This is a genomic window from Tistrella mobilis (assembly GCF_041468085.1).
GTDB classification, from domain to species: Bacteria; Pseudomonadota; Alphaproteobacteria; order Tistrellales; family Tistrellaceae; genus Tistrella; species Tistrella mobilis_A.
This window is the reverse complement of sequence record NZ_CP121017.1, coordinates 888677-915671: the sequence shown is the minus strand read 5'-3', so window position 1 is coordinate 915671 and position 26995 is coordinate 888677. Positions and strand designations below refer to the sequence as shown.

The window sequence follows — 26995 nt, the reverse complement described above, 5'->3', positions numbered from 1 at the left end:
GGCAGCGTCTCTTTAAAGCGCTTGCCGCCACCGGCCACAGTTTTGATTCTGGCGGGATGAACGGGGGCCTGCGCCCGGGGAGTGGCGCCCCTCCCGTGAAATAACGTGTCGACCTTGGGAAGGTTCACGTCTCACCTCCAGCCAATCGGGGGGACGCTTCATGTCCGTCATCAAAGAAACGATGCAGCTCTGGCGGCTGCATCTTGCCGTACTCGTGCTGGCGATCATCGCCGAGCTGATCGGCATCCGGCGCATCCCGATCGGGATCGGCGCGATCCTGCTGCTGCCGCTGCTCTATGCCTTCCTCATGGCGGCGCTCATGAACCCGAACATCGTGAAGCCGGCGGGCAGGCTGATCCGCTCGCGCGAGGTCAAGGCCGCCTCGCCGCTGATCGTGATCGCGATCATGCCGTTCATCGCCAAGTTCGGCACCACCATCGGCCCGGCGATCGACAAGATCATCGAGGCGGGCCCCGCCCTGCTGCTGCAGGAACTGGGCAATCTGGGCACCGTGCTGGTCGCCTTCCCGATCGCCGTCTGGGTGCTGGGCCTCGGCCGCGAGGCGATCGGCGCCACCTTCTCGATCGCGCGCGAGCCCAATATCGCGATCATCGCCGACCGCTACACGCTGAAATCCCCCGAAGGCACCGGCGTGATGGGCGTCTATGTCATCGGCACGCTGTTCGGCACCTTCATCTTCGCGGTGCTGGCCTCGATCTTCGCCACCGCCGACATTTTTGATCCGCGCTCGCTGGCCATGGCCTGCGGTGTCGGCTCGGGCTCGATGATGGCCGCCTGCTCGGGCGCGCTTGCAACCGCCCTGCCCGAGATGAAGGACGAGCTGCTGGCGCTCGCCGGCGCCTCCAACCTGCTCACCTATGCGACCGGCCTTTATGCCGGCCTGTTCATCGCCCTGCCGCTGGTCGAGAAGCTCTATGCCATGACCCGCGGCCGGCACGAGACCGCGGCCCGCGCCGCCGCCGGGGAGTGAGGCCCATGTCGAAGACCATGCAGCCCGGAACCACCTATACCGACGGCACCCTCAGCGTCGCGGCCGAGCCGGACGAGCGCAAGCTCAACCTGCTGGACCATGCCCTGGTCCTGATCGTGGTCTGCGCGATCGACCTGGTGGTCAACGCCGTCAATCACGAGGTCGGCTTCCTGCACAACCTCACCGGCATCGCGGTGCTCTACGCGATCTGCCTGGCGGGCCTGGTGCTGACCAAGATCATGCCCTTCTACCTGCCCAGCGTCGCCTGGATCTCGCTGGTCGGCATGGCCGTCACCCTGCCCTTCACACCGGGCTCCGCCTGGGTTCTGGAACAGGTGAAGGCCATCGACTTCCTGGCGCTCACCACCCCCACCCTCGCCTATGCCGGCTTCGCCATCGCGCGCGAAGAGATCCTGACCGCGAAGAAATCGGGCTGGAAGCTGGCCCTGGTCGCGGTGCTGGTCTTCTTCGGCACCTATCTGGGCTCGGTGCTGGTGGCGGAGCTGATGCTCGCCTGGACCTGATCCGGCGCCCATATCCACCTGAACGACACGCCAACAGCGCGCGGCGCCGCGGAGGTCCCCCTCCCGGCGCCGCGCCGTCCGGATGGACCAGCCGCCCCATGTCGCTCAGCCTTTTTGATCTGTTCAAGATCGGCATCGGCCCCTCCAGTTCCCACACCGTCGGGCCGATGGTCGCCGCCCGCCGCTTCCTTGCCGGGCTGGACCGGGCCGGCCGCTTCGACGCGCTGGCCGGCATCACCGTCGAGGTCTATGGCTCGCTCGCCCTCACCGGCCGCGGCCATGCCACCGATACCGCCCTGATCCTGGGCCTTGCCGGAGAGACCCCCGACGGCGTCGAGCCCGATGCGATCACCGGCATCGTCGAAGGCGTCCGCCTGTCGAAGCGCCTGGCGGCACTCGGCCGGAAGCTGATCACCTTCGATCCCGAGACCGATCTGGTCTGGCGCATGGGCGATACCCTGCCCCACCACACCAACGGCATGCACTTCACCGCCCGCGATGCCGCGGGCGGCGTGCTGGCCGACGAGAGCTTCTATTCGATCGGCGGCGGCTTCGTGGTCTCGGGCGCCGAGACCGAGGCCCGGGCGGGCGATGCCCCGGTCCATGGCGATCGCGGCCCCCTTCCCCACCCTTTCTCGACCGGCGCCGAGCTGATCGCGCTCACCGAAGCCACCGGGCTGTCCATCGCCGACATCGTGCGCAAGAACGAGCATGCCCTCTGGGGGCCGGCCGAAACCGCGCGCCGGCTGGGGGCGATCAAGGCCGCGATGCTGGGGGCGGTCGACCGCGGTCTGGCCACCGACGGCCCGCTGCCCGGGCGGCTGACCCGGCGCCGCGCCGCCGATCTCGCCCGCAGGCTGGCCGAACGCGCCGGCGCCAACACGCTCCCCGCGCTCGACGGGTTCGAGCGGCTGTCGGCCTATGCGATCGCGGTCAATGAAGAGAATGCGGCCGGCGGTCGCATCGTCACCGCGCCGACCAACGGGGCCGCCGGCATCGTGCCGGCGGTCCTGGCCTGGCTGCTCCGCCATTCCGGCACCGGCAGCGAAGAGGCGGCCGATACCCTGCTCTTCACCGCCGCGGCGATCGGCATGCTCTACAAGCTCAACGCCTCCATCTCGGGCGCCGAGGTCGGCTGCCAGGGAGAGGTGGGCGTTGCCAGTTCCATGGCCGCGGGCGGCCTCGCCGCAGCGCTCGGCGGCACGCCCGCGCAGGTCGAGAACGCCGCCGAGATCGCCATGGAACACCATCTGGGCATGACCTGCGACCCCGTCGCCGGCCTAGTCCAGATCCCCTGCATCGAACGCAACGCCATGGGCGCCGTCAAGGCGGTCAACGCCGCCCTTCTGGCGCTCGCCGGCGACGGCCGCCACGTGGTCTCGCTCGACACGGTCATCCGCACTATGAAAGAGACCGGCCACGACATGCAGAGCAAATACAAGGAAACCAGCCTGGGCGGCCTGGCCGTCAACGTGCCGGTCTGCTGACCGCAGGGCGCCGCTTCGGGGGGCGCAGCCCCCAAGCCGCCATTGAGGCGGCGGCCAAGGGGTGCGGAAGCACCCCGCCCGGCGAGGGACAACAAACAGACCCAAGCCGCCATTGAGGCGGCGGCCAAGGGGTGCGGAAGCACCCCGCCCGGCGAGGGACAAAAACAAGGACCTGCCAGATGCCAGATACCAATACCCCCCGCAACGACGTCGCCATCGATCCCGCCATTGCGGCCATTGCCGACGAAATGCGCGGCTGGCGCCACCATCTCCACGCCCATCCCGAAACCGCCTTCGAAGAGCACGAGACCGCGGCTTTCGTGGCGGGCAGGCTTGCCGAGTTCGGCATCGAGGTCACGACCGGCATCGGCCGTACCGGGGTGGTCGGCACGATCCGCGGCCGGCGCGGTGCCGGCAAGGCGATCGCGCTGCGGGCCGATATGGATGCGCTGCACGTGACCGAGGTCAACGACTTCGCCCACCGCTCGCGCCATCCCGGCCGCATGCATGCCTGCGGCCATGACGGCCACACCGCCATGCTGCTGGGGGCGGCCAGGGTGCTGGCGGCGGATCCGGATTTCGCCGGCACGGTCCATCTGGTCTTCCAGCCGGCGGAAGAGAACGAGGGTGGCGGCCGGGCGATGGTCGAAGACGGGCTCTTCACCCGCTTCCCCGCCGACATGGTCTTCGGCATGCACAACTGGCCGGGCCTGGCGATCGGCCGGATGGCGATGGCGCCGGGGCCGATGATGGCCGGGTTCGACATTTTCGAGATCACCATCCGCGGCCGCGGCTGCCATGCCGCCATGCCCGATCTGGGCCGCGATGCGGTGACGGCGGCGGCGCATCTGGTCACCCAGCTCCAGACCATCCCGGGCCGGTCGATCAACCCGCTCGACGGCGCCGTCGTCTCGGTCACCCAGATCCATGGCGGCGACACCTGGAACGTGATCCCAGAGACGATCGTGATCCGCGGCACCGCGCGCAGCTTCCGGCCCGAGGTGCAGGCGGTGATCGAACGCCGGCTCGCCACCCTGGTGGAACATTCCGCCGCCGCCCATGACTGCCTGGGCGAGCTGCGCTACGAACGCCGCTATCCCGCCACCATCAACACCCCGTCGGAAACCGCCCTGGCCGCGACTGCCGCGGCAAAAGTGGTCGGGGCGGCCGCCATCGACCACGCCCCGACGCCGTCGATGGCGTCGGAAGATTTCGCCTTCATGCTGGGCGAAAAGCCCGGCTGCTATGTCTGGCTCGGCAACGGCCCGACCGAAGGCGGCTGCCTGCTTCACAACCCGGCCTACGACTTCAACGACGACGCGGCGCCCATCGGCGCCAGCTGGTGGGTGCAGCTGGTCCGCACCGTGCTCGCCGGCTGACCGGGCCGCACGGCGGTCGGGATCACCCCGTCGTCCCTTCCCCCCGGCCCCGCTCCAGCTCGCGGATCACATATTCGCGCAGCCGCTGGGCCGGGGGGCCGATATCGGCCGCCACCAGCAGCGCCATCTCGGTATCGGCCAGGCCCGGCAGCCCGGCCTCTTCGTCCAGCATCACCAGATCCGCCGGCACCATGTCCTTGGGCAGCACCGTCACCCCCAGCCCGGCACGCACCGCGGCATGGGTGCCGGTCAGCGCCCCGCAGGTATAGGCGATCCGCCAGGGCCGGCCCGCCGCATCCAGCGCATCGGTCGCGCGCTTGCGATAGACGCAGGGCGCCGGCGATACCGCCAGCGGCAGGGGGCCCTGGCGCATCGCCACCCCGCGCTCCGCCGCCACCCAGACCAGCGGCTCACGCCAGACCCGGGTGCCGAGAAGCGGCGCGCTCGGCTCGCGCTTCACCAGCGCCAGGTCCAGATCGCCGGCGGCGAAGCGGTCGAACAGGTTCAGCGTCAGGTCGCAGGTGACCTCCAGCCCCACCGCCGGATGTTCCTGGGCGAAGCGCGCCAGCACCCCGGGCAGATGGCTGGTGGCGAAATCCTCGGGCGCCCCCAGCCGTACCAGGCCCGCAATCTCGGGCTGGCGCACCCGGTCCATCAGCTCGTCGTTCAGCGCCAGGATCCGGCGGGCATAATCCACGATCACCTGGCCTTCGCCGGTCAGGCGCACATGGCGGGGGCCGCGCTCCAGCAGCACCGCCCCAACCCTCTCCTCCAGCCGCTTGATCTGCAGCGAGATCGTGGACTGGTTGCGCAGAAGCCGGTCGGCGGCGCGGGAAAACCCGCCCGCATCGGCCACGGTGACCAGCGTGCGCAACAGGTCGACATCCAGGTTCACGGGTGCGGGCATTGCCATTCCCAATATTTACCATCTCAATAGAGAGGCAGCAGACTATCAATTTCACAAAAGACATGGTGCAGGACAGCATGGGTTCAAGCCGGCATCATCACGGCCGGCGACGCCTGAGCGGAGCGGAGGCGCCCCATGACCGAGCAGATCCCCCATCGACCCCAGGCCGACCCCCGGCAGGGCCGGGCGAGCCGGCCGATCAGCATCGTCTTCGGCGACGGCATCGGTCCCGAGATCATGCAGGCGAGCCTCCGCATCCTGCTGGCCGCCGGCGCCCGTATCGCGGTCGAGCCGATCGATGCGGGCAGCCACGCCCGGCATTGCGACGATGAAGATGCGGTCCTCGCCGCGGCCGCACAACATAGCCTGCGCCGCACCGGCGTGCTCTACCGCGCGCCGGTCGCCGCGCCGCCGGCCGGCATGGCCTGCCCGGTGCAGGCGCTTCGGCGCGGTTTCGACCTCTTCGCCACCACCCGCCCCTGCCGCGCCATGGCCCCCGCCATCGCCAGCCGCCATCCGGCGCTGGATCTGATGATCATCCATGATCTGCCCGGCATGGCGCAGGGCGATGCCCGGCACAGACGTGCCGAACGCCTTCTGCACCATGCCTTCGCCGTTGCCCGCGTTCAGGGGCTTCGCCGGCTCGATGCCTTTCTGGACCATCAGGGGGGGCTGACGGCAGAGCTGTTCGATGCCGTTGCCGCCGGCTATCCCGACATCCCCGCCGGCCGCCAGCGCTTCGAAACCGGTCTGGCCCGGCTGGCGGATCGCCCCAATGCCTTCGGGGTGGTGGTCGTGCCGGCGCGGCACGGGGATCTGGTCGCCACCCTGGCCGCACATCTCGCCGGTGGGGTGGGGTTTGCCCCCTCGGCTTCACTCGGCCCCGACTGCGCGATGTTCGATACCGTCCACGGCACGGCCCCGCACCTTGCCGGGCGCAACCTGGCCAACCCGTCGGCCATGCTGCTCGCGGGCGTGATGATGCTGCACCATATCGGCCAGCACGAGGTCGCCGATCGCGTTCATGATGCCTGGCGCGCAACCATCGAAGCCGGCATTCACACGGCCGATATCCTCACCCCCGGCACCTCCCGCCTGCGCGCCGGCACCCGCGACTTCGCCGATGCGGTGATCGCACGGCTGGGTCAGGCGCCGCGGCTGCTCCGTCCGGCCGGTGCGATCGCCACCACCACCCACAACCATAAAATCATGTGAAACCCATCATCATCCACTATTGATGGATTTCCTGGCCAGTGCCATCCTGGTCACCTTGGTTCAGATGGGGGGAAGGTCCATGCTCGATCCGATGAAGGTGCCGGAAGGCGGCTATAATCAGGAATATCGCCAGCATCCCAAATTCCCGGGCGGCTACATCTACAGCCATGCCGGCGACAATTACGACGCCTGGATGAACGCGGTCTATCCGCTGCTGCCCGATCGGGTCGCCTTCGGCAATCCCGATGCGCCCGCGGCCCTGGTGAAGGATGAACCCGGCACCAATGGCGTGCCGCAGACGGCGGTGCTCTACCCCTATCCGGGCACCCCGTCGGCAGGCACGCCCTGGGCCTTCACCCTGATGGCGGGGCGGGCTGCGATCGACTTCATGCTCATCGCCCGCATCCTGTTCATACAGCCGCTTCTGAACCCGGACGGCACGGCCAGTGCCTGGTCGGCAGGGCTGATCGAGCGCCATACCGAAACCACGCTGCTGGCCGGCAACATCCTCACCGAACTGGTCGGCGAGCAGGGCGATCGCTACGCCCTGGTCGCCTCCTTCCCCGGGGCCGACAGCAGCGACCTGCCACCACCCCCGCCCGACTACACCTATGAAACCAGGCCGCTCGACCAGGATTTCACCCTGGTCTGCCGCCGCTTCGCCCATATCCTGATCACCGACGGCTACAACTTTCAGCGCTGGGATCGTGGCGACATGGCGGACTGACCAGCCCGGCCGTCCGTGCACGGAAAGCGTCACACCCGGGTGACGGCCTCCACATAATCGTCCACCACCTGTTTCAGGGCACGGGTCTGGATGGCCAGCTCACCGGCGGCGGTGTTCATCTCCGCCGCCGCATGGCCGGTCTGGCCGGCGGCATCGGCGATGCCGGCGATGGCGCGCAGCACCTCCGACGTGCCGGCCGATGCCTGCTGGGTGTTGCGGGCGATTTCCGCGGTCGCCGATACCTGTTCCTCCACAGCCGAGGCCACGGCGGTGGTCAGCGCCCCCACCTTGCCGATCGTGCCGGAAATCGACCGGATGGCATCGACCGTCCGCCCGGTGGCCCCGGTCGCCGCATCGATCTGGACCTGGATCTCCCCGGTCGCCCGCGCGGTCTGGTTGGCCAGGTTCTTCACCTCGGCCGCCACCACGGCGAAGCCCTTGCCGGCCTCCCCCGCACGTGCGGCCTCGATGGTGGCGTTCAGCGCCAGAAGATTGGTCTGGGCGGCGATCTGCTGGATCAGCTCGATCACGTCGCCGATCTTCTGGGCGTTCGCCGCCAGGTCCTGAACCGTGCCGTCGGTGGTGCCGGCCTCGTCCACGGCGGCGCGGCTCACATCCGCGGTCTCGGCCGTGCGTGCGCCCACCTCGCGCACCGATGCCGACAGTTCTTCCGCCGCCGTCGCCACCGTCTGGACATTGGCGGTCGCCTGTTCGGCCGCGGCCGCCACCGCCGTGCTGCGCCCGCTCTGGGCCTCTGCCGTGCGCGACAGGGCATCGGCGCTGCCGCGCACCTGTTCGGCCGCCCCCGACAGCGTCGACACGATGCCGGCGACCTGGTTGACGAATCTCTGGGTCAGATCCTCGCGCTGCTGCCGCCGGGCCTCTTCCCCGGCACGGCTCCGCGCCTGCTCGGCCGCCAGCCGGTCGGCCTCGATCAGCCCGGCGCGGAAGGTCTCCACCGATTTCGCCATGGCACCGATCTCGTCGCCGCGATCGGCGCCGGGGATCACCACGCCGGTCTCGCGCGCCGCCAGCCGGGTCATGGCCTCGGTCATCCGCCGGATGGGCCGGGACACGCTGCGCATCATCAGCAGCGTCGCCGCCAGCGCGACGGTCAGGCCCACGGCCATCGCAGCGCTCATCACCGTCATCCCGGTCTCGTGGGCCCGCTGCGTGCGTTCGCCGGATGCCACGGCTGCGGCCGTATTGTACGCCATCAGGCCGTCCAGTTCGGCGATCAGGGCCTGTCGGCTGGCAGCCGTAAACAGCCGCCGCGCATCGTCTTCGCGCCCGGCGGCCAGCGCCGCCAGCAACGGTTCGTTGCGCGACAGATATGCCGACCAGGCCGTTCGGGTCGCCTCAACATGGCGGCGCTCCCCGGCATCAGAGATCAGCGGCTCATAGGCGGCCAGCAATTCGCCGACCCGCGATGTCGCCTGTGCCACCGCGCGCAGTCTTGCCTGCCGCGTCGCATCATCGGTGGCGATGACCGCCCCCGAGACATGGATCCGGTGCTCGGATACGGCAGTCTCGATCCCGGCCAGCAGCTTGATGCTTGGCACACGATTATCCCTGAGGTCATCGGTGGCCTCGTGCAGGATCGAAAGCTGAGAGATGCCCGACACGCTCGTTGCGGCAATGACCAGCGTCAATGCCGCGAATGCGACGATCAGCCTGGCGCCGATCGTCCATCTCGATGTGTTCATAAAGACCCGCCTGATTGGGAAAATATCTGCGATGCGTGTGCGGGCAGGCACTCCAAAAAAATGACGCATCCTCCGGCATGATTCAACAGGTCAAATCCGCATAAATGACCGGATCCGGTAAGCTCATGAGGGAGAAGGCCAAACGGGAACGGCGGGCCTTGCGCCAGGACCCGCCGAACACACAATCATTAGTATTGTATTCTACGTCTTACAGGCGAAACGAGGTGTCGGCAGGGTGCGCCTCAGACCTTGGCCACCTCGTCGACATAACGGTCAACCACCTCTTTCAGCTCCCGGGTCTTGCCCGCCAGCGCGCGTGATGCCGCGCTCATCTCCTCGGCCGACCGGCCGGTCAGCCCTGCGGCAGAGGCGATGCCGGCGATCGATTCCAGCACCTCCGACGTGCCGGACGACGCCTGCTGGGTGTTGCGGGCGATTTCGGCGGTCGCCGCCACCTGCTGTTCAACGGCGGATGCCACCGCCGTGGTCAGCGCGCCCACCCGGGTGATGGTGCCCGAAATCTCGCGGATGGCGTCGACCGTACGGCCGGTCGCTCCGGTCATGGCGTTGATCTGGGCCTGGATTTCCTCAGTCGCCCGGGCGGTCTGGGTCGCCAGGTTCTTCACCTCCGATGCCACCACCGCAAAGCCCTTGCCGGCCTCGCCTGCACGCGCGGCCTCGATGGTCGCATTCAGTGCCAGCAGATTGGTCTGGGCCGCGATCTGCTGGATCAACTCGATCACGTCGCCGATCTTGCGGGCATTGCCTGCCAGTTCATGCACCGTGCCGTCGGTCGCCTCGGCCTGGCGCACGGCCGCTCGGGTCACATCGGCGGTCTCTGCGGTGCGCGCCCCCACCTCGCGGATCGAGGCGGCCAGTTCCTCGGATGCCGTGGCCACGGTCTGGACATTGGCGCTCGCCTCTTCCGCAGCGGCGGCGACGGTGGTGCTGCGCGCCGACTGATCGTCGGCCGTGCGCGCCAGCCCGTCGGCATTGCTGCGTACCTGTTCCGATGCCCCCGACAGCGTGGTGACGATGGTGGCGATCCGCGACACGAAGCCCTCGGTCAGTTCCTCGCGTCGCCGGCGCCGCGCCTCTCCATCGGCGCGGGCCCGCTCCTGCTCAGCCGCCATCCGGTCGGCGCGGATCATGCCGTCGCGGAAGGTTTCAACCGCCTTGGCCATGGCCCCGATCTCGTCACCACGATCGGCACCCGGAATCTCGACGCCGGTGTCCCGCTCGGCCAGCCGCCGCATCGCCTCGGTCATCTTCCGCACCGGCGTCGACACGCTGCGGGTCATCACAAGGGTCGCCGCAACCGCGATCACCAGCCCGACCACCATCGCAATCCCCAGCACGGTGATCGCGCTCTCATAGGCTGCCCGCGAGCGGGTACCGGCCGTGGCCGCACTGTCGATATTCATCTGGCGCAGCTTGTCCAGCTCCGCCACCACCACCTCGCGCGCAGCCCCGCTCTCGCCCAGATACAGCGCTTTCACCTGCGCCGCATTGCCCGCCTGTACGGCGGCGATCAGCCTCTCTGTTGCGTCCAGATAGCGCACCCGGGCCGCGCCGACCTGCTTCACCATCCGGGCCTCGGCATCATCGGCGATCAGCGGGTCATAGGCTTTGGCCGCGGCCGCAAAAGCATCGACCTGATGCCGTATCTGCTCCAGATGGGCCGGACGATTTGCCGGGTCATCATCAACCACCAGCCGGCTCACCGCAATCCGGTGGTTCTGTATCACATTGCTCGCCTCGGCAATGATCTTAAGGCTGGGGATGCGGTTGTCGCGCAGTTCATAGGACGCATCTTCCAGCGTCGCCAGCTGCGAGAAGCCGAACACGCCGGTCAGCAGAATAACGGTGGTCAGGGTGGCAAAGGCGATGATCAGCTTTTTGCCGATCGAAACAGACGACATTGACATCGCGAACGATCTCGGAAAACGAGTTGCAACTTGCGGCAACGAAGCGGGGTCGTGAAATATTTATGCAGCATCCATGTTAATGAAGTGATAATAAATATGGGAAAGTTTATTCCAAAATACAAAATTCATCAGACGATTTTGCCGAACGGCAATTCAAACGAATGCGTATTGCATCAATATTCATGAACATATCAGACTCAATGCCGCTGCGACAGACATCACAGCGGCATCTCCATTGATTTCTGAAGGATTTATCGCCGACAGATCATACCTGGGCAATCTCTGCCACATACTGGTCCACCACCCGCTTCAACTCGCGGGTGCGCTCCGCCAACGCGCCCGAGGCAGCATTCATCTCTTCCGCCGCCTGGCCGGTCCGGCCGGCGGCATCGGCGATGCCGGTGATCGAGTGCAGCACTTCGGATGTCCCCGAAGATGCCTGCTGCGTGTTGCGCGCAATCTCGGCGGTTGCCGCCACCTGTTCTTCCACGGCCGAGGCGACCGCGGTGGTCAGCGCCCCCACCTTGCCGATCGTGCCCGAAATCGACCGGATCGCCTCCACCGTGCGCCCCGTGGCCCCGGTCATGGCGTTGATCTGCACCTGGATCTCTTCGGTCGCCCGGGCGGTCTGGGTCGCCAGGTTCTTCACCTCCGATGCCACCACCGCAAAGCCCTTGCCGGCCTCGCCTGCACGCGCGGCCTCGATGGTCGCGTTCAGCGCCAGCAGATTGGTCTGGGCCGCGATCTGCTGGATCAGCAGCACCACATCGCCGATCTTCTGGGCATTGGTCGACAGCTCCTGCACCGTCGCATCGGTCGCTTCCGCTTCGGTCACCGCGCTGCGGGTGACATCGGCGGTCTCGGCCGTACGCGCGCCCACCTCGCGGATCGACGCCGCCAGCTCTTCCGATGCGGTCGCAACCGTCTGAACATTGGCGGTCGCCTGTTCGGCCGCGGCCGCCACCGTGGTGCTGCGGCCGCTCTGGTCCTCGGCCGTGCGCGACAGCTCGTCGGCGCTGCCCCGGACCTGTTCGGTAGCGCTCGACAGCGTGGTCACGATGCCGGCCACCTGGTCGACGAAGCCCCGGGTCAGTTCCTCGCGCCGGCGCCGCTGGGCGTCCTGGGCGGCCCGGGCTTCTTCCTGTTCCGTCGCCAGCCGGTCGGCGCGGATCATGCCGTCGCGGAAGGTTTCAACCGCCTTGGCCATCTCGCCGATCTCGTCGCCGCGATCGGCGCCGGGGATCACCACCCCGGTGTCGCGATCCGCCAGGCGGCGCATGGCCGCAGTCATCTGCTTCACCGGCGTCGACACGCTGCGGATCATCAGCAGCGTCGCCGCGATGGCGATCAGCGCACCGATGATGATGGCCGCGATCACCAGCGTTCTGGCGGTGGCATAGGTGGCGATACTCGCCCGCCCGGCCGCCTCGGCGTCGTCGATGGTTGTCTGTCGCAGCTCCCCCATCCTCCGGGTCAGCACTTCGCGCGCGCCTCGGGCATCCTCCTCGAACAGCCGCCATGCGGTCAGCCGGTCGCCGGCGGAGACCGCGGCGATCAGCCGGGCCGTGACGCCCTGATAGCCCGTCCAGGCAACCTTCAGCCCCTCGAAGCTACGCCGATCCGCCTCTCCCGACACCAGCGGCTCATAGTTTCCGATGGCCGTCCCGACGGCTGCCGTCAGCCGGTCCAGCTGCTCGCGATAGCCGGTGGTCTTCGCCGGGTCGTTCGCCAGGATCAGGTTGGCCGCCATGATCCGGTGCTGCAGCACCTCGTCATTGATCTCGCCCAGCACCATCAGGCTCGGCACATGTTCCTGGCGAAGCTCTGCCGTCCGGTCGTTCATCGCCGAAAGCTGCAGCAGGCCGAACACGCCGCTGACGATCACCACCATCGTCAACAGGGTGAAGGCCACGATCAGTCTGGCTCCGATTGATAATTGTGAAGCTGACATTGACTGTCTTCCTGACGCGGATTGTTGATCCAACATGGAAATGCCAATAAGCGTTTGAGGAAATTAATAATTCGCTAAAACATGCTGCAATTTGCATGAACAGTGTGTTGACATGCTCGTCTTATGGGATCCGATGATGTTTCTGGTAAAAGAATATCCCCGCTAAAAATCTCCATCTGCTCACGACCTTCGCCAGAATGGAAAGCGCCGCCGCGAGTGACTTCGCGACGGCGCTTTTTATCCGGCTATGGCGTGGTTCAGATCGCGGCGATCTCGGCCACATAGCTGTCGACCACCCGCTTCAACTCGCGGGTCCGGTCGGCCAGGGCGCCGGAGGCGGCATTCATCTCTTCCGCCGCCTGGCCGGTATGGCCGGCGGCATCGGCGATGCCGGTGATCGACTGCAGCACCTCGGATGTCCCCGAAGATGCCTGCTGCGTGTTGCGCGCAATCTCGGCGGTTGCCGCCACCTGTTCTTCCACGGCCGAGGCGACCGCGGTGGTCAGCGCCCCCACCTTGCCGATCGTGCCCGAAATCGACCGGATCGCCTCCACCGTGCGCCCCGTGGCCCCGGTCATGGCGTTGATCTGCACCTGGATCTCTTCGGTCGCCCGGGCGGTCTGGGTCGCCAGGTTCTTCACCTCCGATGCCACCACCGCAAAGCCCTTGCCGGCCTCGCCGGCGCGGGCCGCCTCGATGGTCGCATTCAGCGCCAGCAGATTGGTCTGGGCCGCGATCTGCTGGATCAGTTCGATCACGTCACCGATCTTCTGGGCGCTGCCCGACAATTCCTGCACCGTCGCATCGGTCGCTTCCGCCTCGGTCACCGCGCGGCGGGTGACATCGGCGGTCTCGGCCGTGCGCGCACCCACCTCGCGGATCGAGGCGGCGAGTTCCTCGGCCGCGGTGGCAACCGTCTGAACATTGGCGGTCGCCTGTTCGGCCGCGGCCGCCACCGTGGTGCTGCGGCCGCTCTGGTCCTCGGCCGTGCGCGACAGCTCGTCGGCGCTGCCCCGGACCTGTTCGGTGGCGCTCGACAGCGTGGTCACGATGCCGGCCACCTGGTCGACGAAGCCCTGGGTCAGCGCCTCGCGCCGGTGCCGCTGCGCCTCCTGGGCGGCCCGGGCTTCTTCCTGTTCCGCCGCCAGCCGGTCGGCGCGGATCATGCCGTCGCGGAAGGTTTCAACCGCCTTGGCCATCTCGCCGATCTCGTCGCCGCGATCGGCGCCGGGGATCACCACCCCGGTGTCGCGATCCGCCAGGCGGCGCATCGCGACCGTCATTCGCTTCACCGGCGTCGATACGCTGCGGATCATCAGCAGCGTCGCCGCGATGGCGATCAGCACACCGGCCACCATGGCCACGATCAGCACGGTATGGGCGGTCGCATAGGCGCCGTCGGCGCGCAGGCCGGAAGCATCCGCCCCCTCGGTGTTGTGGCGGGTCAGCGCGTCCAGGGCCTGGCCCAGGGTCACCCGGGCATCGCGGGTCTCGCCGCGATAGATCTGCTGGGCGCCCAGCAGATCGTTTTCCGCCAGCCTGGCCAGCAGGCGGTCGCTCCCCTGCCTGTAGGGCATCCAGGCTGCCTGCGCACGCTCGAACAGGCGCCGGTCCTCTTCGTCGGAGATCAGCCCGCCATAGGCTGCGAAGCTCTCCTCCACGGCGCGCGACGCCGCGGCAACGCGCGCCAGCAACGGCCGGCGGTTCTGCTCGGTGCCTTCCAGCACGGCGCCGGCCACGGCGACCCGGTGCTCCTGAAAGCTGGCGGACAGCCGCGAGATGACCTGAAGGCTGGGAACCCGGTTGTCGCTCAGATCCATCGCGGCCGTGTTGAGCGCGCCAAGCTGGAAAAGGCCGACGATACCGGTCACGATCACCACGGCGGTGAGCGTGGCGAAGGCGAGGATCAACCTCGCGCCTATCGATTGGGTAAGCCTGAACATAATTGCTGCTGTCTCCCGGGGGCGGTTGCAAATACGGGGCCTGAGGCGGCAGAGCGCCCCGGCCGGCATCGCCCCGCATGGAACAATCAGGTTGATTAACGAATCGATAACCTCGCATCGAAAACCGGTCGCAGCCGTTTGATTCGCGAAGTCTTCATCCCCATTTCACGAAGACCTGTTTCTACCGGTCCAACGACAACGGGAGGAAATCCGAACGATGCTGATCCGCGCCGACTTTGCGGCCCCTGCCCTGGTCCGTCCGGACCCACAGGACTGGATCGCCTCTCCCGCGGCCGGCGTGCACCGCCTGATGCTCGACAGGGTGGGGAACGAGGTCGCCCGGGCGACCAGCCTGGTGCGCTATGATCCGGGTGCCGGTTTCTCGCCCCATGTCCATGGCGGCGGCGAAGAGATCCTGGTGTTGAGCGGCGTGTTCGGCGACGAGCATGGCGACTATCCGGCCGGCACCTATCTGCGCAATCCGCCCGGCACGTCGCATGCGCCGCGGGCGCCCGAGGGGTGCATTCTGTTCGTAAAGCTCCGCCAGTTCCTGCCCGGCGACCGGTTGCAGCTGACCCTGCCGGTCGACACGGTGGCCGGCACCGCCCTCGCCGGCGCCGTCGGGGTGACCCGGCGCCTGCTGCACGACTTCGGACCTGAACAGGTCACCATGCTCGACCTCGCCCCCGGCGCCGAACTGCCCGGCGGCAAGCGGCCGGGGGGCGAAGAGATCCTGGTGGTGTCCGGCACGCTGATCGACGGTGCCCACGGGGTTCTGCCTGCCGGCAGCTGGCTGCGCCGGCCGCCGGGGCGGGTCGCCACCCGCCGCACCGACGGCGGCTGCCGCCTTTACGTCAAGACCGGCCATCTGCCGCCCGATCTTCAGGCTTTCGCGGCATGACCGCCGCAGGGCTGCCGGACGGTTTCCGGATGCGCCGCGCGGAACCGGCCGATGCCGATCCCCTGGCTCGGGCGATCACCACCGCCTTCGGCGGCGCCGACGAGGCCGATCTGGTCCGCAATCTCACCGCCGCCGGCGACGTCTCCCTGTCGCTGATCGCCGAAGACGGGGCCGGGCAGCTGCTCGGCCAGATTCTGTTCGGCCCGCTCGACATCCGCCTTGATGGCCGCGACGACCGGGATGATCCGATCCGCGGCCGCTTCCTGGCGCCGGTCTCGGTCCTGCCCGATCACCGCCGGCTCGGCATCGCCTCCATGCTGATCCGCTTCGGCCTGTCGCGGCTGCGCGCGGGCGGGGCCGAAGCGGTCTTCGTTCTGGGCGACCCCGCCTTCTACACCCGCTTCGGCTTCTCAGTCGACCGCGCCGCCCTGTTCCGCTGCCCCTGGTCCGGCCCCCATCTGATGGCGCTGGAACTCACCCCCGACATCCTGGGCGACGGCCGGGGCGCCCTCACCTATCCGCCGGCCTTCGGTGCGGCCTGAGGCCGCACCGACGTCTCATCTTTCGAAACAGTCTTCCAGCACGATCGCCGACCGCGTGCGTTCCACCCCGTGGAACGCGGCGATCCGGTCGATCAGGGCGTTCAGCCGGTCCAGATCCTCGCAGCCCACTTCGGCCAGCAGGTCGAAGGGGCCCGAGACCGCGTGCAGCGAATTCACCTCCGGGCAGGCCTTCAGCTGCTGGATGACCTGCCGCCCCAGCTTGGGGCGCAGTTCGATCATCACATGCGCCCTGACCTTCGGGGTCAGCCGCTCGCCCAGCTCCACCCGATAGCCGCGGATCACCCCCGTCGTCTCCAGAACCGCCAGCCGGTGACGCAGGGCCGTGCGCGACAGGCCGACGATCCGGGCGAGCGCCGCGATCGGCATACGTGCGTCCACTTTCAGGGCCGCGATCAGCGCCCGGTTCACCGCATCCAGTTCCGGCCCTGCCATCGCCGTCGCTCCTTTCTGACCCGTAATAGCCGATTCGGCTATTAACGGCCCGAAATTAGCCGTTTCGTCAAGTGGCGCCCGCCTGTTCCCAGCCGCAATGATCAGCCCCAGGGACCCAGTCAACAGCCCCCAAGGGAGACCAGATCCATGCGCATCCTGATCCTCGGCGCCGGCCGCATCGGCACCGCCGTCGCCCATATGATGGCCGCCGGCGGCGCCCATGAGATCACCCTCGCCGACCGCAGCTTCGGCGTCGAAGCCCGTCAGCTCTCGTCGCGCATCCGCCGTATCGAGGCCGATGCCGCCGATCCGGCCGCCCTCGATGCCGTGATGCAGGGCCATGACGCGGTGCTGGCCGCCGGCCCCTATCATCTCTGCCCGCAGATCGCCGAGGCGGCGGTGCGCAACCGCCTGCACTATTTCGACCTGACCGAGGATGTCCGCTCCACCCGCGCCGTGGCGGCGCTTGCCGCCGATGCGGAAACCGCGCTCGTCCCCCAGTGCGGCCTGGCTCCGGGCGTGGTCTGCGTGATGGCCCATGGTCTGGCCCATGGCTTCGAGACGGTCGATGCCGCACGCATCCGCGTGGGCGCGCTGCCCGCCCATCCGACCGGCCCGCTGGGCTATGCCATGACCTGGTCGACCGCCGGCGTGGTCAATGAATACTGCAACCCCTGCGAAGCGATCTGGAACGGCGAGCGCCGCGAAGTCCTGCCGCTGGAAGGCGAAGAAACCGTCATCCTCCACGGCACCACTTACGAGGCCTTCAACACCTCGGGCGGGCTCGGCATGCTTGCCGATGCTTTCGAAGGCAAGGTCCGCACGCTCGATTACAAGACCCTGCGCTATCCTGGTCATCGCGCAATCATGAAGCTTCTGCTCGAAGACCTGAAGCTGCGCGACCGGCGCGAGCTGCTGGAACAGGTTCTGGAAGCCGCCGTGCCGACCACGGACCAGGATGTGGTGGTGCTCTCGGTCTCGGTCGACGGCATCGCCGACGGCCGCCTGACCCGCCGCTCGTGGAGCCGCGAAGTCGGCGCCCGCGAGGTCGACGGCATGCACATGTCCGCCATCCGCCTGACCACCGCCGCCGGCGTCGCCGCGGTCATCGACCTCCTGGCCGAAGGCCGCCTGCCCCGCAAGGGCCTGGTCCGCCACGACCACATCGACGCCGACGCCCTGCTCGCCAACCGCTATGGGCGGCATTACGCCTGATGCGCAACAGCCGGAGAGGCCCCGCCGGACGGCGCCCTCTCCGGCTGACAGACCGGGCCTTGGTTTCCCTACCGATTTGCCAGTGGTAGGTTTAATTCCGTGGCCAGCGCCCCGCCCGCTGGGCCTTGGTTTCCCTACCGATTTGCCAGTGGTAGGTTCCGGCCCAGTATCGTCCCCCGAGCCCGGGTGCCGTGGTTTCCCTACCGATTTGCCAGTGGTAGGTTTGTCGTCCTCGTCCCGAGGCGGGAATGCGGGCCGTGGTTTCCCTACCGATTTGCCAGTGGTAGGTTGGAGCCACGGGGCGGCGATGACCGGCCGGAGCCGTGGTTTCCCTACCGATTCGCCAGTGGTAGGTTTCTCCGCGAAGCCAGCCGTCCTCATGAGAGGCCGTGGTTTCCCTACCGATTTGCCAGTGGTAGGTTCGCAGCGCGGCACGGCGGCATGAACCGAGGGCCGTGGTTTCCCTACCGATTTGCCAGTGGTAGGTTACGCCGTCGCGCTCCGGCGTGCACGTCACGGCCGTGGTTTCCCTACCGATTTGCCAGTGGTAGGTTACCGCGGAAAGCCGCACCCGCGCCTTGATCGCCGTGGTTTCCCTACCGATTTGCCAGTGGTAGGTTGCTGTCGGGCTGATCCACACTGCATTCTCGGCCGTGGTTTCCCTACCGATTTGCCAGTGGTAGGTTCGATCGCCAGCGGCTACGGCCGCATCGACAGCCGTGGTTTCCCTACCGATTTGCCAGTGGTAGGTTACGCGGCAGATACAGTGCCCGATGTGCCTGGCCGTGGTTTCCCTACCGATTTGCCAGTGGTAGGTTTCGGCCCGGGCCGGCGCACGGAAGGTGTCAGCCGTGGTTTCCCTACCGATTTGCCAGTGGTAGGTTTGCGGTGGACGCCGACGACGTCGAGGTACCGCCGTGGTTTCCCTACCGATTTGCCAGTGGTAGGTTCAGATGCGCTCCGACGTCGCCCCGCTGATCGCCGTGGTTTCCCTACCGATTTGCCAGTGGTAGGTTACCTCGCTCATAAGAGATTGATCCTGCTGTGATTTCCGCCGGACTCTCCGCGCCGAAATCACAGCAGGACCATCTGATCAGAGCCCAGCCGCTCGGTTTTTGAAGCGAGACCGAGCATGAGTTCCATACGCGCATATTGTTTGTCCGTGATCTGGAGCGTTCGCACGCTGCCTTCCCGCGGCAGGCTGACGCGGACGCGCCTGATATGCTTGTCGACCGCGTCCTGCCCGCGGCAGACACGCGCATAGACCGAGAACTGCAGCATCAGGAAGCCGTCATCCTTCAGCGCTTTCCTGAAGCGGGTGGCCCTGCGGCGCTGCTCCCGGGTTCTTACCGGCAGGTCGAAGAATACCATCAACCACATGAAACGGACATCCTCGGCTTTCATCGCACGCCCCTACCCTTCATCGGCCCAGCCGGGCATCTGAAGCAGGGCGGCGCTGTTGTTCTCCATCGCGCGCACCATCGAGGCCGCGACGATTTCCGTCGCCGCCAGCAGGGTCATGCGCTCCGGCCCGATCGCCGCCGGATGATTGAGAATGCCGGCCATGCTGCGGCGGTCGTCGACGGTCAGCTCCCCTCGGGCCTCGTCCCGCGCCAGATCGTGCACCGCCCGGTCGACGAAGGGCCGGAACGGCTCTATCAGGTCGTCGACCAGATTGAAGGCATTGGTGCGCGAGGCATGATGAACACCGAAAGCCGGCAACAGCCCCGATGCCGTACAGGCGCGGGCAAGTGCCGCCCTGACGACGGCATAGCCGTAATTCAGCAGGGCATTGCGACGGTCGACCTCGTTGCCGCGGGTGAAGGCCTGAAACAGATCCGGCCAGTAGACGCGGGCGGCCTGCGCTTCGATGTTGTCGGGATCGCCCGACCCGACCCGCCCCGCCATTGCCGAAAGCGCCCTGGCCCGGGGCCGGCCCAGCCGATCCAGCAGCGCCGCCTGATTGCTGATCTTGGCGACCACCAGGGCCTGCCACAGCCGCTTTTTCAGCGGCAGGCCGATGCCCACCTGCATATGCGCCACATGGGCCTGCGCATGATGCTGATGGAAGGGGAGCAGCACACCGGCCGGATGATGTTTCGCATCCGGTACGATCATCGCCACCCCCCGCCCGGCCAGGGCGGAGAGCAGCGCGCCGGTGACACTGGTCTGCGGCGTGTCGAGAACCAGCCAGGCAATGTCCTCGATCGCCAGAAAAACCTCGCCATCCTCCTGGGCAACGATCAGTTGCCCGTCCCGAAAGCTCAATCGGGCGGGACGGGAGATGTGTACACCTCTCCATGCCATGTTCTGACCTCACTCTTCACTTCAGTGCGAATCCCAAAGCGATCAACATTGAATTTCTTAATCTCAGCCAATGTCTTTGTGCCCAGACCCTTTACAAAATTGGCGGCACTGCTGTGGGAGAAGATACGAAACGACGCTTTCGATCGATCCATCCCGGAAAAATATCCTTCGAACACATCACCATCTGTCTTAATTAATTTTACGTAACTTCGTGGATAGATACTGAATTTGAAGACATGTGCATCGCTAATTTTTTCCCAATGAGTTTCATCTTTGCCTGGAACGACGAAATGCATCGGCGGATGCGGCCAGGCCTTCCGATTCATCACCTGATGGGGATAGATCGGCACCAGATACCATTCGTCCCGGCCCTTGCGGTTCGGCCTGGTGAAGACGTCGATACGCACCATGTCGCCGCGGTCGGCGGTTCCGCCCCGCACCGGCACCGCCGGCCTGATCTTTTTGGCCGGCGCCATCCGCAGCTTGACGATGACGTCGCCGCGCGGTGACCGCGGCGGTGCATCGGCCGGCCGCCCCGCGCGGATCCAGGCGCGCACGGCCTCGATGATCGCCTGATTGCGCTCAGGATCCTTGACCCGGTCGAGATCGGCTTCCTTGAGATCCGCCAGGGCGCGGCGCTCGAACACCTGCGCCTCCGGGCCCTGCCCGACGACCTGACGGATGGTCGCATCATGCCCCTTGCCCCGCGCCCGACGACGCTCAGGGCGGGCAACGAAAGCCTGTGCATAGGCCGCCAGAACATCGTCGCGGAAGCCGGGCCAGGGTGGCGCCACATGGCGCAGCGGGCGGGCAAGCCCCTGCTGCTCCCACTCCTGGAAAGACCGGGTGAGGCGCTGAACCTCCCTTTCGCTGATCGCCGCCACCGCAAGTGCATCCAGGGCGTGGTGGCGGTCGTCGCTCACCCGCTTGCCGTCGGCCTTCTTCAGCTTCTCCAGCCCCCAGGCATGGCGCAGCGCCGCGGTCAGCGGCCCGGGGCGGGTCAGAACCCGGCGGCGCCCGTCCTTCTCCTGCCGGTCGCCGGCCGGATAGAACAGTTTTGCGGCTTCGGCCAGCAGCCGGGCCGCATAGCGGGTATCGTTCAGATTGCGGCTGCGGAAGCGCTGCGCGACCTCGTCGGCGCTTTTCAAAAGCAGGTTGCGCTTCTTGAAGCCACGCAGATCCTTCGAGGTCTCGACCCGCCTTGCGAAGATATCCCAGGCTTCAGGCGTTTCAGTCCGGCTGAACCACTCCCAGGGTGTCTGCCCGCGCTTGCGCTGATTTGCGCTCGCAAGGCACAAGGTCTTGTTGTTGAAGCTGTCATCGCCGAACCGGGACCAGGGCAGGATGTGGTCCACCTGCACGCTGTTGTCGGTGGCGATCAGCTGCCGGACATGAATGTCCCTGCCGGTATACAGGCATTTGCCGGCCTGTTCTTTCCACAAACGGTAGCGGAGCAGGGTGTCATCGTCGACGTCCTCCAGATCCAGCAGCTCGCGGATTTCGTCCCGCTCGGTCTGGCGGCGCTTTGTCGTCGTCTCCTGTTGTTTCTCCAGTTCTTTGCGCTTTTCGATGCTGTTGCCCACCTCTCGCGCCAGTTCGATATGGATGGCGCCGGGCAGGCCCCAGCGGGCACACATCGCGCGGATCTGCTTCAGCCCCTCGGTCAGCGCCTTGCGGGCGATGGGATTGGCAATACTCTCGCCCAGCTCCGTCACCAATGCGTTGAACCCGGCCTTGCTGACCACCTGGGCCGTGTGCGACAGGGTCGATGCGGCATGGTCATAGCCTGCAAGCCGGCAGGCCTGATCATAGCGATGCCCCTGTTGCAGATGGGGTAACAGCCTGCGACAGGCCTTGGCGGAGATGTGTCCGGCGCCCTTGAACTTCGCAAACCACCCGTCGTCGAGTGCCCGGTCCAGGGCCTCGATCACGGCCGTGGGCAACCCCAGCCCGTCGAGTTCCGACCGGATCTTCGCCGTGGCTTCGAAGAAGCTCAGGACATGTGCAATGGCGTCCAGCTGATCGGGTCGGGCCTGCATCTCTGCCCACAACGCCTCGCCCAGGGCCTTGCGCAACCGCCAGCTGCCGGGTGCGGCTTCGCCGGTTCGGGCAACGATGTCGCGGTCCTCGTCCTCAACGCGAATGGTGGTGAAACGCTCGTCCGGCAGAAGACCGATCAAGGCGCGCACGCGGCTGACCGGGAGTTTCGCGGTCGCGCCGAGTTCGGCCGAGACGCGGGCCAGGTCGTCCGGGGTGAGCCTGCGCTCCCCGGACGACGTCGCGATCCGCAAATTGATCAACCGGGTCAGCAGGCGGAAACGTTCGAACGAGGGCGCCCACCTGGCGGCGCGCTTTTCGTCACGCTCGAACGGGCAATTCCCGACGAGACGTTCACTGTCCTGCATCTCCGCCTGACGAAAGGCGATCGCGTTGAAATCCGCCTCCAGATCAGGCGATGCGAAGGCGCTACCGCGCGCCCTCTGCTCTTTGAACAGCTTGCCGACTTCATGGATCAGATCGTCCCGCGCGACGGTCCGGTCAAAAATGCCGTCGCGGTTCCGGCGCCTTGCACTGAACTCCGGATCGCGCGCGAACATCTCTCCGACGGTGCGATAGCGGGCAAGACGCTCCCTCGTCACCTGAAGAGCCGACAGCATCTTGCTGTCATCTCCACTGGTATTCGCGGCCTTGCGTTTGGCGGAGGAACGGAAGCCCCGATGCTTGGCAATATGACCAAGCGCGACCGCGAATTCTTCGGCGGTCAGGCACTGATCGAGCCCCCGGCCCCGCAATTCCCAGGGGTCGAGGCGTGGACGCTTCAGGGCGTCCTCATCCGCTGACGGCAGCAGGCCCTGTGCATGAAACAGGCGCCTGATCTCTGCCATCCGATTGCGTCGCCGCCGGATGACCCGGCGGAGCAGACGATTGCTGCGCCGGACCTGATTGGTCGGGATACGCTCCTTGCTCGTCTCGGGCACGTCGAAGCACCAGCTTCCCAGACCCTCGATCACCCCCGGCTCCCCGGCGGCATCCGCATGTCGCAGCACCGCCCAGCCACATGATCCGATGCCAAGATCGATTCCGAACGTCAGGCGTTCGTTGATCATGCTCCCTCCAAGATCTCGCTTGACTTCCCCGCGCCCCCGAGGCCAACTGTGCTTGGCAAATCGGTAGGGAAGCCACGGTAACAGACTTACCGTAAGGTTTCTCTGTGAAGGATCATCCCCCATTGGGCAACCAATGGGGGAAATTCCTCATCAATACATTGATGAGATGCTGAATCCTTCAGATGCTCATTCGTAGATCGATGAATTGCAGTGCGGCGCGACCGTCGCGCCGGCAGGCGCGTCGCCAAAGCTTTCACCACATGATCACCTGACGACGTTTCATCGAACGCCGGCCGATTGTCCCTGTCAAGAAACCATCGCGATCGACATATCCCCGCAGGAATGAATAGCGCGATCATCCGCCTCTCTCCGGGTCGCTCGGGCAGCATAACCGTCGCGTCGGAGGAAGATCATGGGTGGACTTTCCGCCCGATCGGGATAGAACAAAAGGGATCGCCCGCGTGAGTTTTCCGGGTCTCGGCCCCCGTCCGCCAGACGGGGGTGAAGACCCGGCCCCCGCTGGTCGTGCGCAGAGTTGAGCGCGACATCACGTGGTCGCGATGGATGTTTCGGAGGATGACGAGGCCGGCACGGGCACACCGGCGAATTCAGAAGCGGATCTGGACCGATGGTCATGACGACGCGGCGGGACATGCGCCGCATCACGGTTGCGGCGGGCATGCTGCTGGCTGCCGCCGCGAGTGCCGGCGCGGGCGGGGAGGCCCGGGCCGAGCCTGTCTCGCTCACCATTTCCTGCGGGGCAATCGGTGTCGAGCTGTCGCTCTGCCGCGACGGGGTCGCCGCCTGGGAGAGGACCACCGGCAACACGGTCGACATCGTCTCGACCCCCAATTCCTCGAATGAACGCTTCGCGCTCTATCAGCAGATCCTGGGCGCCGGCGCCGACGATATCGACGTGCTGCAGATCGACGTGGTCTGGCCGGGCATGCTGGCGCCGCATCTGGTCGATCTTTCGGAGCATATGGGCGATGCCCCCGCGCAGCATTTCCCGGCCCTGATCGAGAACGACACCGTCGACGGCCGGCTGGTCGCCATGCCCTGGTGGACCGATGCCGGCGTGCTCTACTACCGCAAGGATCTGCTGGAGAAATACGGCCACCAGCCGCCCGAAAGCTGGCCCGATCTCACCCGCATCGCGACCGACATCCAGCAGAAGGAACGCGCGGCCGGGCAGAGCGATCTCTGGGGCTATGTCTGGCAGGGCCGGGCCTATGAGGGCCTCACCTGCAATGCGCTGGAATGGATCGACGCCTATGGCGGCGGCACCGTCGTCGATGCCGACGGCCGGGTGACGGTGAACAACCCCAAGGCCCTGGCCGCCCTGACCGAAGCCGCGTCCTGGGTGGGGAAGATCTCGCCCGAAGGCGTGCTCACCTATGACGAAGAGGCCGCGCGCGGCGTGTTCCAGTCGGGCAAGGCGGTGTTCATGCGCAACTGGCCCTATGCCTGGGCCCTGGCGCAAAGCGCCGACAGCCCCGTCAAGGGCAAGGTCGGCGTCACCGCCCTGCCGCCGGGAGGCCCCGAGGGCAAGACCACCGGCACGCTGGGCGGCTGGCATCTGGCGGTCTCGCGCTATTCGAAGCACCCGGCCGAGGCGGCGGATCTGGTACGCTTCCTGACCGGCGCCGCCGAGCAGAAGCGCCGCGCGGTCGAAGCCGCCTACAACCCGACCATCCCCGCGCTTTACAAGGATGACGAGGTTCTGGCCGCCAACCCGTTCTTCGGCCAGCTCTACCAGACCTTCGAAACCGCGGTCGCCCGGCCTTCCCGCGCCACGGGCGACGGCTATAACCGGCTCTCGGCCGCCGTCTGGCAGCGCACCCAGGATGCGCTGGCCGGGCGGGTGACGCCCGAAGCCGCCCTCGCCCGTCTCGACCGAGATCTCGGCCGCCTGTCGCGCGGCGGGCGCTGGTGAGCGCGACGACAGGGGCCGGGGGGCGCGGTTCCACCCGTACCGCGGCGGTCTTCCTGTCGCCGATGATGGCGGTGCTGGCCCTGGTCGCGGTCTGGCCGCTGGCCCGCACCATCTGGTTCGGCTTCACCGATGCCAGCCTGACGGCCCCCGGCGATTACGGCCTGGTCGGCTTCGCCAATTATCTGGAAGCCTATGACGGCGCCTGGTACGGCATCCTGGCCGATCCGACCTGGTGGCGGGCCCTTGCCAACACGCTGATCTTCGCCGCCGCCTCGGTGACCCTGGAAACGGTGCTGGGCATCGCCATGGCCCTGGTGCTGAACGCAGAGTTCCGCGGCCGCGGCTGGGTGCGCGCCGCCGTTCTGGTGCCCTGGGCGATTCCGACCGTGGTCTCGGCCAAGATGTGGGCCTGGATGCTCCACGACCAGTTCGGCATCGTGAATGCCGGGCTGATGGCGCTGGGCCTGATCGACCGGCCGGTGGCCTGGCTTGCCGATGCCACGACCGCCCTGCCGGCGGTGATCCTGGTCGATGTCTGGAAGACCACGCCCTTCGTCGCCCTGCTGATGCTGGCGGCCCTGCAGACCGTGCCGCGCGACTGTTACGAGGCGGCCCGGGTCGACGGCATCCCCGCCTGGAAAGTCTTCGTCTTCATCACCCTGCCGCTGATCCGCCCGGCGCTGGCGGTGGCGGTGGTCTTCCGCCTGCTCGATGCGCTCAGGGTGTTCGATCTGGTCTATGTCATGACCGGCAATGCCGAGGCGACCATGACGCTGTCGGTCCATGCCCGCCAGCAGCTGGTCCAGTTCCAGGACATGGGCTATGGCTCGGCCGCCTCTACCCTGCTCTTCCTGGTGGTCGGGCTGGTCACGATCCTGTGGCTGGCAGTGCTCCGCCCCGACCGGTCGGCGGTCGCCGGCCAGAGAGAGGGGGCCGGCGCATGACCCGCCGCTCTCCCCTCGCCGCCGCGGGCCTTGCACTCGCCGTGGTCCTGCTGCTGCTCTGGTCGCTGTTCCCGCTCTACTATGCGGTGCTGACCTCGATGGAAAGCGGCAGCGGCATCTTCCGGATCCGCTGGTGGCCGGAGGCGATCGAGTTGGGCAACTACCGGGCCCTGTTCGCAACCGGCGCCTTCGGGCGCAGCATCCTGAATTCGGTGCTGGTGGCGGTGCTGGTGGTGACCGCCTCGGCGGCACTGGGCCTGACCGCCGCCCATGCGCTGGGGCGGATCCGCTTTCCCGGCCGGCGGCTGATCCTGCTCGCGGTGCTCGCGGTTTCGATGTTCCCGCAGGTAGCGGTGCTCTCGGGCATGTTCACGCTGATCCGCGGGCTCGGCCTCTACAACTCGCTCTGGGGCCTTGCCCTCGCCTATCTGCTGTTCACCCTGCCCTTCACGGTCTGGGTGCTCACCACCTTCATCCGCGAACTGCCGGTCGAGATCGAGGAAGCCGCGATCATGGACGGGGCCGGCCCCTTCACCATCCTGATCCGCATCTTCCTGCCGCTGATGTGGCCGGCCATCGTCACCACCGGGCTGATCGCCTTCATCATCGCCTGGAACGAATTCCTCTTCGCCCTCACCTTCACCCTCACCGACGACATGCGCACGGTGCCGGTCGCCATCGCACTGCTGACCGGCGGCAGCCAGCACGAGCTGCCCTGGGGGATGATCATGGCCGCCTCGGTCACGGTCACCCTGCCGCTGGTGGCGCTGGTGCTGGTCTTCCAGCGCCGTCTGGTGGCCGGGTTGACGGCGGGCGCCGTGAAAGGCTGACG

At 67.1% G+C, this 26995-nt stretch carries 21 protein-coding genes and 1 CRISPR repeat array; of the genes, 12 read left to right on the top strand and 9 right to left on the bottom strand.

What is annotated here, in order from left to right:
* Positions 1–160 precede the first annotated feature (160 nt).
* The 4 genes from P7L68_RS09975 to P7L68_RS09960 all read left to right on the top strand — a co-directional run bounded on the left by P7L68_RS09975 (position 161) and on the right by P7L68_RS09960 (position 4381).
* Positions 161–991 (top strand): DUF3100 domain-containing protein, encoded by an 831-nt coding sequence (locus P7L68_RS09975; RefSeq protein ID WP_372004718.1) that lies wholly within the window; start codon positions 161–163, stop codon positions 989–991.
* A 5-nt stretch (positions 992–996) separates the two neighbouring features.
* Entirely contained in the window at positions 997–1515 is a 519-nt protein-coding gene (locus P7L68_RS09970; RefSeq protein WP_372004715.1) for a hypothetical protein, read from the top strand.
* A 98-nt stretch (positions 1516–1613) separates the two neighbouring features.
* Entirely contained in the window at positions 1614–3002 is a 1389-nt protein-coding gene (locus P7L68_RS09965) for an L-serine ammonia-lyase (protein WP_372004712.1), read from the top strand.
* A 179-nt stretch (positions 3003–3181) separates the two neighbouring features.
* Complete coding sequence (locus P7L68_RS09960) at positions 3182–4381, top strand: M20 aminoacylase family protein (protein ID WP_372004709.1); 1200 nt, start codon at positions 3182–3184, stop codon at positions 4379–4381.
* Between the two features lie 22 nt (positions 4382–4403).
* Here the strand turns inward: P7L68_RS09960 and P7L68_RS09955 are convergent, their stop codons facing one another.
* The gene (locus P7L68_RS09955; protein ID WP_372004707.1) at positions 4404–5288 is read right to left on the bottom strand and encodes a LysR substrate-binding domain-containing protein; all 885 of its coding nucleotides are present in this window, start codon (positions 5286–5288) and stop codon (positions 4404–4406) included.
* Positions 5289–5423: 135 nt separating this feature from the next.
* On the opposite strand from P7L68_RS09955, the gene P7L68_RS09950 reads away from it, so the two are divergent.
* A complete protein-coding gene (locus P7L68_RS09950) occupies positions 5424–6503 on the top strand; it encodes an isocitrate/isopropylmalate family dehydrogenase (RefSeq protein ID WP_372004705.1) in 1080 nt (359 codons plus the stop codon).
* 79 nt (positions 6504–6582) lie between these two features.
* Positions 6583–7230: a hypothetical protein gene (locus tag P7L68_RS09945; protein WP_372004702.1), complete on the top strand. Its 648-nt coding sequence runs from the start codon at positions 6583–6585 to the stop codon at positions 7228–7230.
* A gap of 29 nt (positions 7231–7259) precedes the next feature.
* Here P7L68_RS09945 and P7L68_RS09940 read toward each other — a convergent pair whose 3' ends face one another.
* From P7L68_RS09940 to P7L68_RS09925, 4 genes are all read right to left on the bottom strand, one after another.
* On the bottom strand, positions 7260–8936 hold the full coding sequence (locus tag P7L68_RS09940) for a methyl-accepting chemotaxis protein (protein ID WP_372004699.1): 1677 nt from the start codon (positions 8934–8936) through the stop codon (positions 7260–7262).
* A 242-nt stretch (positions 8937–9178) separates the two neighbouring features.
* Positions 9179–10864 carry a methyl-accepting chemotaxis protein gene (locus P7L68_RS09935; protein WP_372004696.1) on the bottom strand — a complete coding sequence of 562 codons (1686 nt, stop codon included), beginning with the start codon at positions 10862–10864 and terminating at the stop codon, positions 9179–9181.
* A gap of 265 nt (positions 10865–11129) precedes the next feature.
* A complete protein-coding gene (locus P7L68_RS09930) occupies positions 11130–12815 on the bottom strand; it encodes a methyl-accepting chemotaxis protein (RefSeq protein ID WP_372004693.1) in 1686 nt (561 codons plus the stop codon).
* A gap of 257 nt (positions 12816–13072) precedes the next feature.
* Positions 13073–14758 (bottom strand): methyl-accepting chemotaxis protein, encoded by a 1686-nt coding sequence (locus tag P7L68_RS09925; RefSeq protein WP_372004691.1) that lies wholly within the window; start codon positions 14756–14758, stop codon positions 13073–13075.
* Between the two features lie 217 nt (positions 14759–14975).
* Between P7L68_RS09925 and P7L68_RS09920 the strand changes: the two genes are divergently transcribed.
* Together P7L68_RS09920 and P7L68_RS09915 are read left to right on the top strand one after the other, a co-directional pair.
* Positions 14976–15659 (top strand): cupin domain-containing protein, encoded by a 684-nt coding sequence (locus P7L68_RS09920; protein WP_372004689.1) that lies wholly within the window; start codon positions 14976–14978, stop codon positions 15657–15659.
* A gap of 29 nt (positions 15660–15688) precedes the next feature.
* The gene (locus P7L68_RS09915) at positions 15689–16201 is read left to right on the top strand and encodes a GNAT family N-acetyltransferase (protein WP_372004686.1); all 513 of its coding nucleotides are present in this window, start codon (positions 15689–15691) and stop codon (positions 16199–16201) included.
* 15 nt (positions 16202–16216) lie between these two features.
* Here the strand turns inward: P7L68_RS09915 and P7L68_RS09910 are convergent, their stop codons facing one another.
* Complete coding sequence (locus P7L68_RS09910) at positions 16217–16654, bottom strand: Lrp/AsnC family transcriptional regulator (protein WP_372004684.1); 438 nt, start codon at positions 16652–16654, stop codon at positions 16217–16219.
* 147 nt (positions 16655–16801) lie between these two features.
* Between P7L68_RS09910 and P7L68_RS09905 the strand changes: the two genes are divergently transcribed.
* Positions 16802–17869, top strand: coding sequence for a saccharopine dehydrogenase C-terminal domain-containing protein (locus P7L68_RS09905; protein WP_372004682.1), 1068 nt, complete (start codon positions 16802–16804; stop codon positions 17867–17869).
* A 56-nt stretch (positions 17870–17925) separates the two neighbouring features.
* A CRISPR array of direct repeats spans positions 17926–18885; the repeat unit is 36 nt; unit sequence GCCGTGGTTTCCCTACCGATTTGCCAGTGGTAGGTT.
* A 58-nt stretch (positions 18886–18943) separates the two neighbouring features.
* On the opposite strand, the gene cas2 is transcribed toward P7L68_RS09905, so the two are convergent.
* From cas2 to cas9, 3 genes are read right to left on the bottom strand one after another with little or no spacing between them, the layout of a single operon-like run.
* Complete coding sequence (gene cas2, locus P7L68_RS09900) at positions 18944–19273, bottom strand: CRISPR-associated endonuclease Cas2 (protein ID WP_372004680.1); 330 nt, start codon at positions 19271–19273, stop codon at positions 18944–18946.
* A gap of 9 nt (positions 19274–19282) precedes the next feature.
* A complete protein-coding gene (cas1, locus tag P7L68_RS09895) occupies positions 19283–20137 on the bottom strand; it encodes a type II CRISPR-associated endonuclease Cas1 (RefSeq protein WP_372004677.1) in 855 nt (284 codons plus the stop codon).
* The gene (cas9, locus tag P7L68_RS09890) at positions 20134–23283 is read right to left on the bottom strand and encodes a type II CRISPR RNA-guided endonuclease Cas9 (protein WP_372004674.1); all 3150 of its coding nucleotides are present in this window, start codon (positions 23281–23283) and stop codon (positions 20134–20136) included. The genes cas1 and cas9 overlap by 4 nt, the downstream gene beginning before the upstream one ends.
* 628 nt (positions 23284–23911) lie before the next feature.
* Between cas9 and P7L68_RS09885 the strand changes: the two genes are divergently transcribed.
* Genes P7L68_RS09885 through P7L68_RS09875 form a run of 3 tightly spaced genes read left to right on the top strand, consistent with a single transcriptional unit; the run spans position 23912 to position 26993 of the window.
* Entirely contained in the window at positions 23912–25219 is a 1308-nt protein-coding gene (locus tag P7L68_RS09885) for an ABC transporter substrate-binding protein (RefSeq protein ID WP_372004671.1), read from the top strand.
* Entirely contained in the window at positions 25216–26163 is a 948-nt protein-coding gene (locus P7L68_RS09880) for a carbohydrate ABC transporter permease (RefSeq protein ID WP_372004669.1), read from the top strand. The genes P7L68_RS09885 and P7L68_RS09880 overlap by 4 nt, the downstream gene beginning before the upstream one ends.
* On the top strand, positions 26160–26993 hold the full coding sequence (locus P7L68_RS09875) for a carbohydrate ABC transporter permease (RefSeq protein WP_372004667.1): 834 nt from the start codon (positions 26160–26162) through the stop codon (positions 26991–26993). Before P7L68_RS09880 ends, P7L68_RS09875 begins: the two co-directional genes overlap by 4 nt.
* Positions 26994–26995: the final 2 nt, after the last annotated feature.

Excerpts from the sequence above, each read along its gene's own strand:
- P7L68_RS09975 (WP_372004718.1), top strand. The coding sequence starts at position 161 with ATGTCCGTCATCAAAGAAACGATGCAGCTCTGGCGGCTGCATCTTGCC.
- P7L68_RS09970 (WP_372004715.1), top strand. The coding sequence starts at position 997 with ATGTCGAAGACCATGCAGCCCGGAACCACCTATACCGACGGCACCCTC.
- P7L68_RS09965 (WP_372004712.1), top strand. The coding sequence starts at position 1,614 with ATGTCGCTCAGCCTTTTTGATCTGTTCAAGATCGGCATCGGCCCCTCC.
- P7L68_RS09960 (WP_372004709.1), top strand. The coding sequence starts at position 3,182 with ATGCCAGATACCAATACCCCCCGCAACGACGTCGCCATCGATCCCGCC.
- P7L68_RS09955 (WP_372004707.1), bottom strand. The coding sequence starts at position 5,288 with ATGCCCGCACCCGTGAACCTGGATGTCGACCTGTTGCGCACGCTGGTC.
- P7L68_RS09950 (WP_372004705.1), top strand. The coding sequence starts at position 5,424 with ATGACCGAGCAGATCCCCCATCGACCCCAGGCCGACCCCCGGCAGGGC.
- P7L68_RS09945 (WP_372004702.1), top strand. The coding sequence starts at position 6,583 with ATGCTCGATCCGATGAAGGTGCCGGAAGGCGGCTATAATCAGGAATAT.
- P7L68_RS09940 (WP_372004699.1), bottom strand. The coding sequence starts at position 8,936 with ATGAACACATCGAGATGGACGATCGGCGCCAGGCTGATCGTCGCATTC.
- P7L68_RS09935 (WP_372004696.1), bottom strand. The coding sequence starts at position 10,864 with ATGTCAATGTCGTCTGTTTCGATCGGCAAAAAGCTGATCATCGCCTTT.
- P7L68_RS09930 (WP_372004693.1), bottom strand. The coding sequence starts at position 12,815 with ATGTCAGCTTCACAATTATCAATCGGAGCCAGACTGATCGTGGCCTTC.
- P7L68_RS09925 (WP_372004691.1), bottom strand. The coding sequence starts at position 14,758 with ATGTTCAGGCTTACCCAATCGATAGGCGCGAGGTTGATCCTCGCCTTC.
- P7L68_RS09920 (WP_372004689.1), top strand. The coding sequence starts at position 14,976 with ATGCTGATCCGCGCCGACTTTGCGGCCCCTGCCCTGGTCCGTCCGGAC.
- P7L68_RS09915 (WP_372004686.1), top strand. The coding sequence starts at position 15,689 with ATGCGCCGCGCGGAACCGGCCGATGCCGATCCCCTGGCTCGGGCGATC.
- P7L68_RS09910 (WP_372004684.1), bottom strand. The coding sequence starts at position 16,654 with ATGGCAGGGCCGGAACTGGATGCGGTGAACCGGGCGCTGATCGCGGCC.
- P7L68_RS09905 (WP_372004682.1), top strand. The coding sequence starts at position 16,802 with ATGCGCATCCTGATCCTCGGCGCCGGCCGCATCGGCACCGCCGTCGCC.
- cas2 (WP_372004680.1), bottom strand. The coding sequence starts at position 19,273 with ATGAAAGCCGAGGATGTCCGTTTCATGTGGTTGATGGTATTCTTCGAC.
- cas9 (WP_372004674.1), bottom strand. The coding sequence starts at position 23,283 with ATGATCAACGAACGCCTGACGTTCGGAATCGATCTTGGCATCGGATCA.
- P7L68_RS09885 (WP_372004671.1), top strand. The coding sequence starts at position 23,912 with ATGGTCATGACGACGCGGCGGGACATGCGCCGCATCACGGTTGCGGCG.
- P7L68_RS09875 (WP_372004667.1), top strand. The coding sequence starts at position 26,160 with ATGACCCGCCGCTCTCCCCTCGCCGCCGCGGGCCTTGCACTCGCCGTG.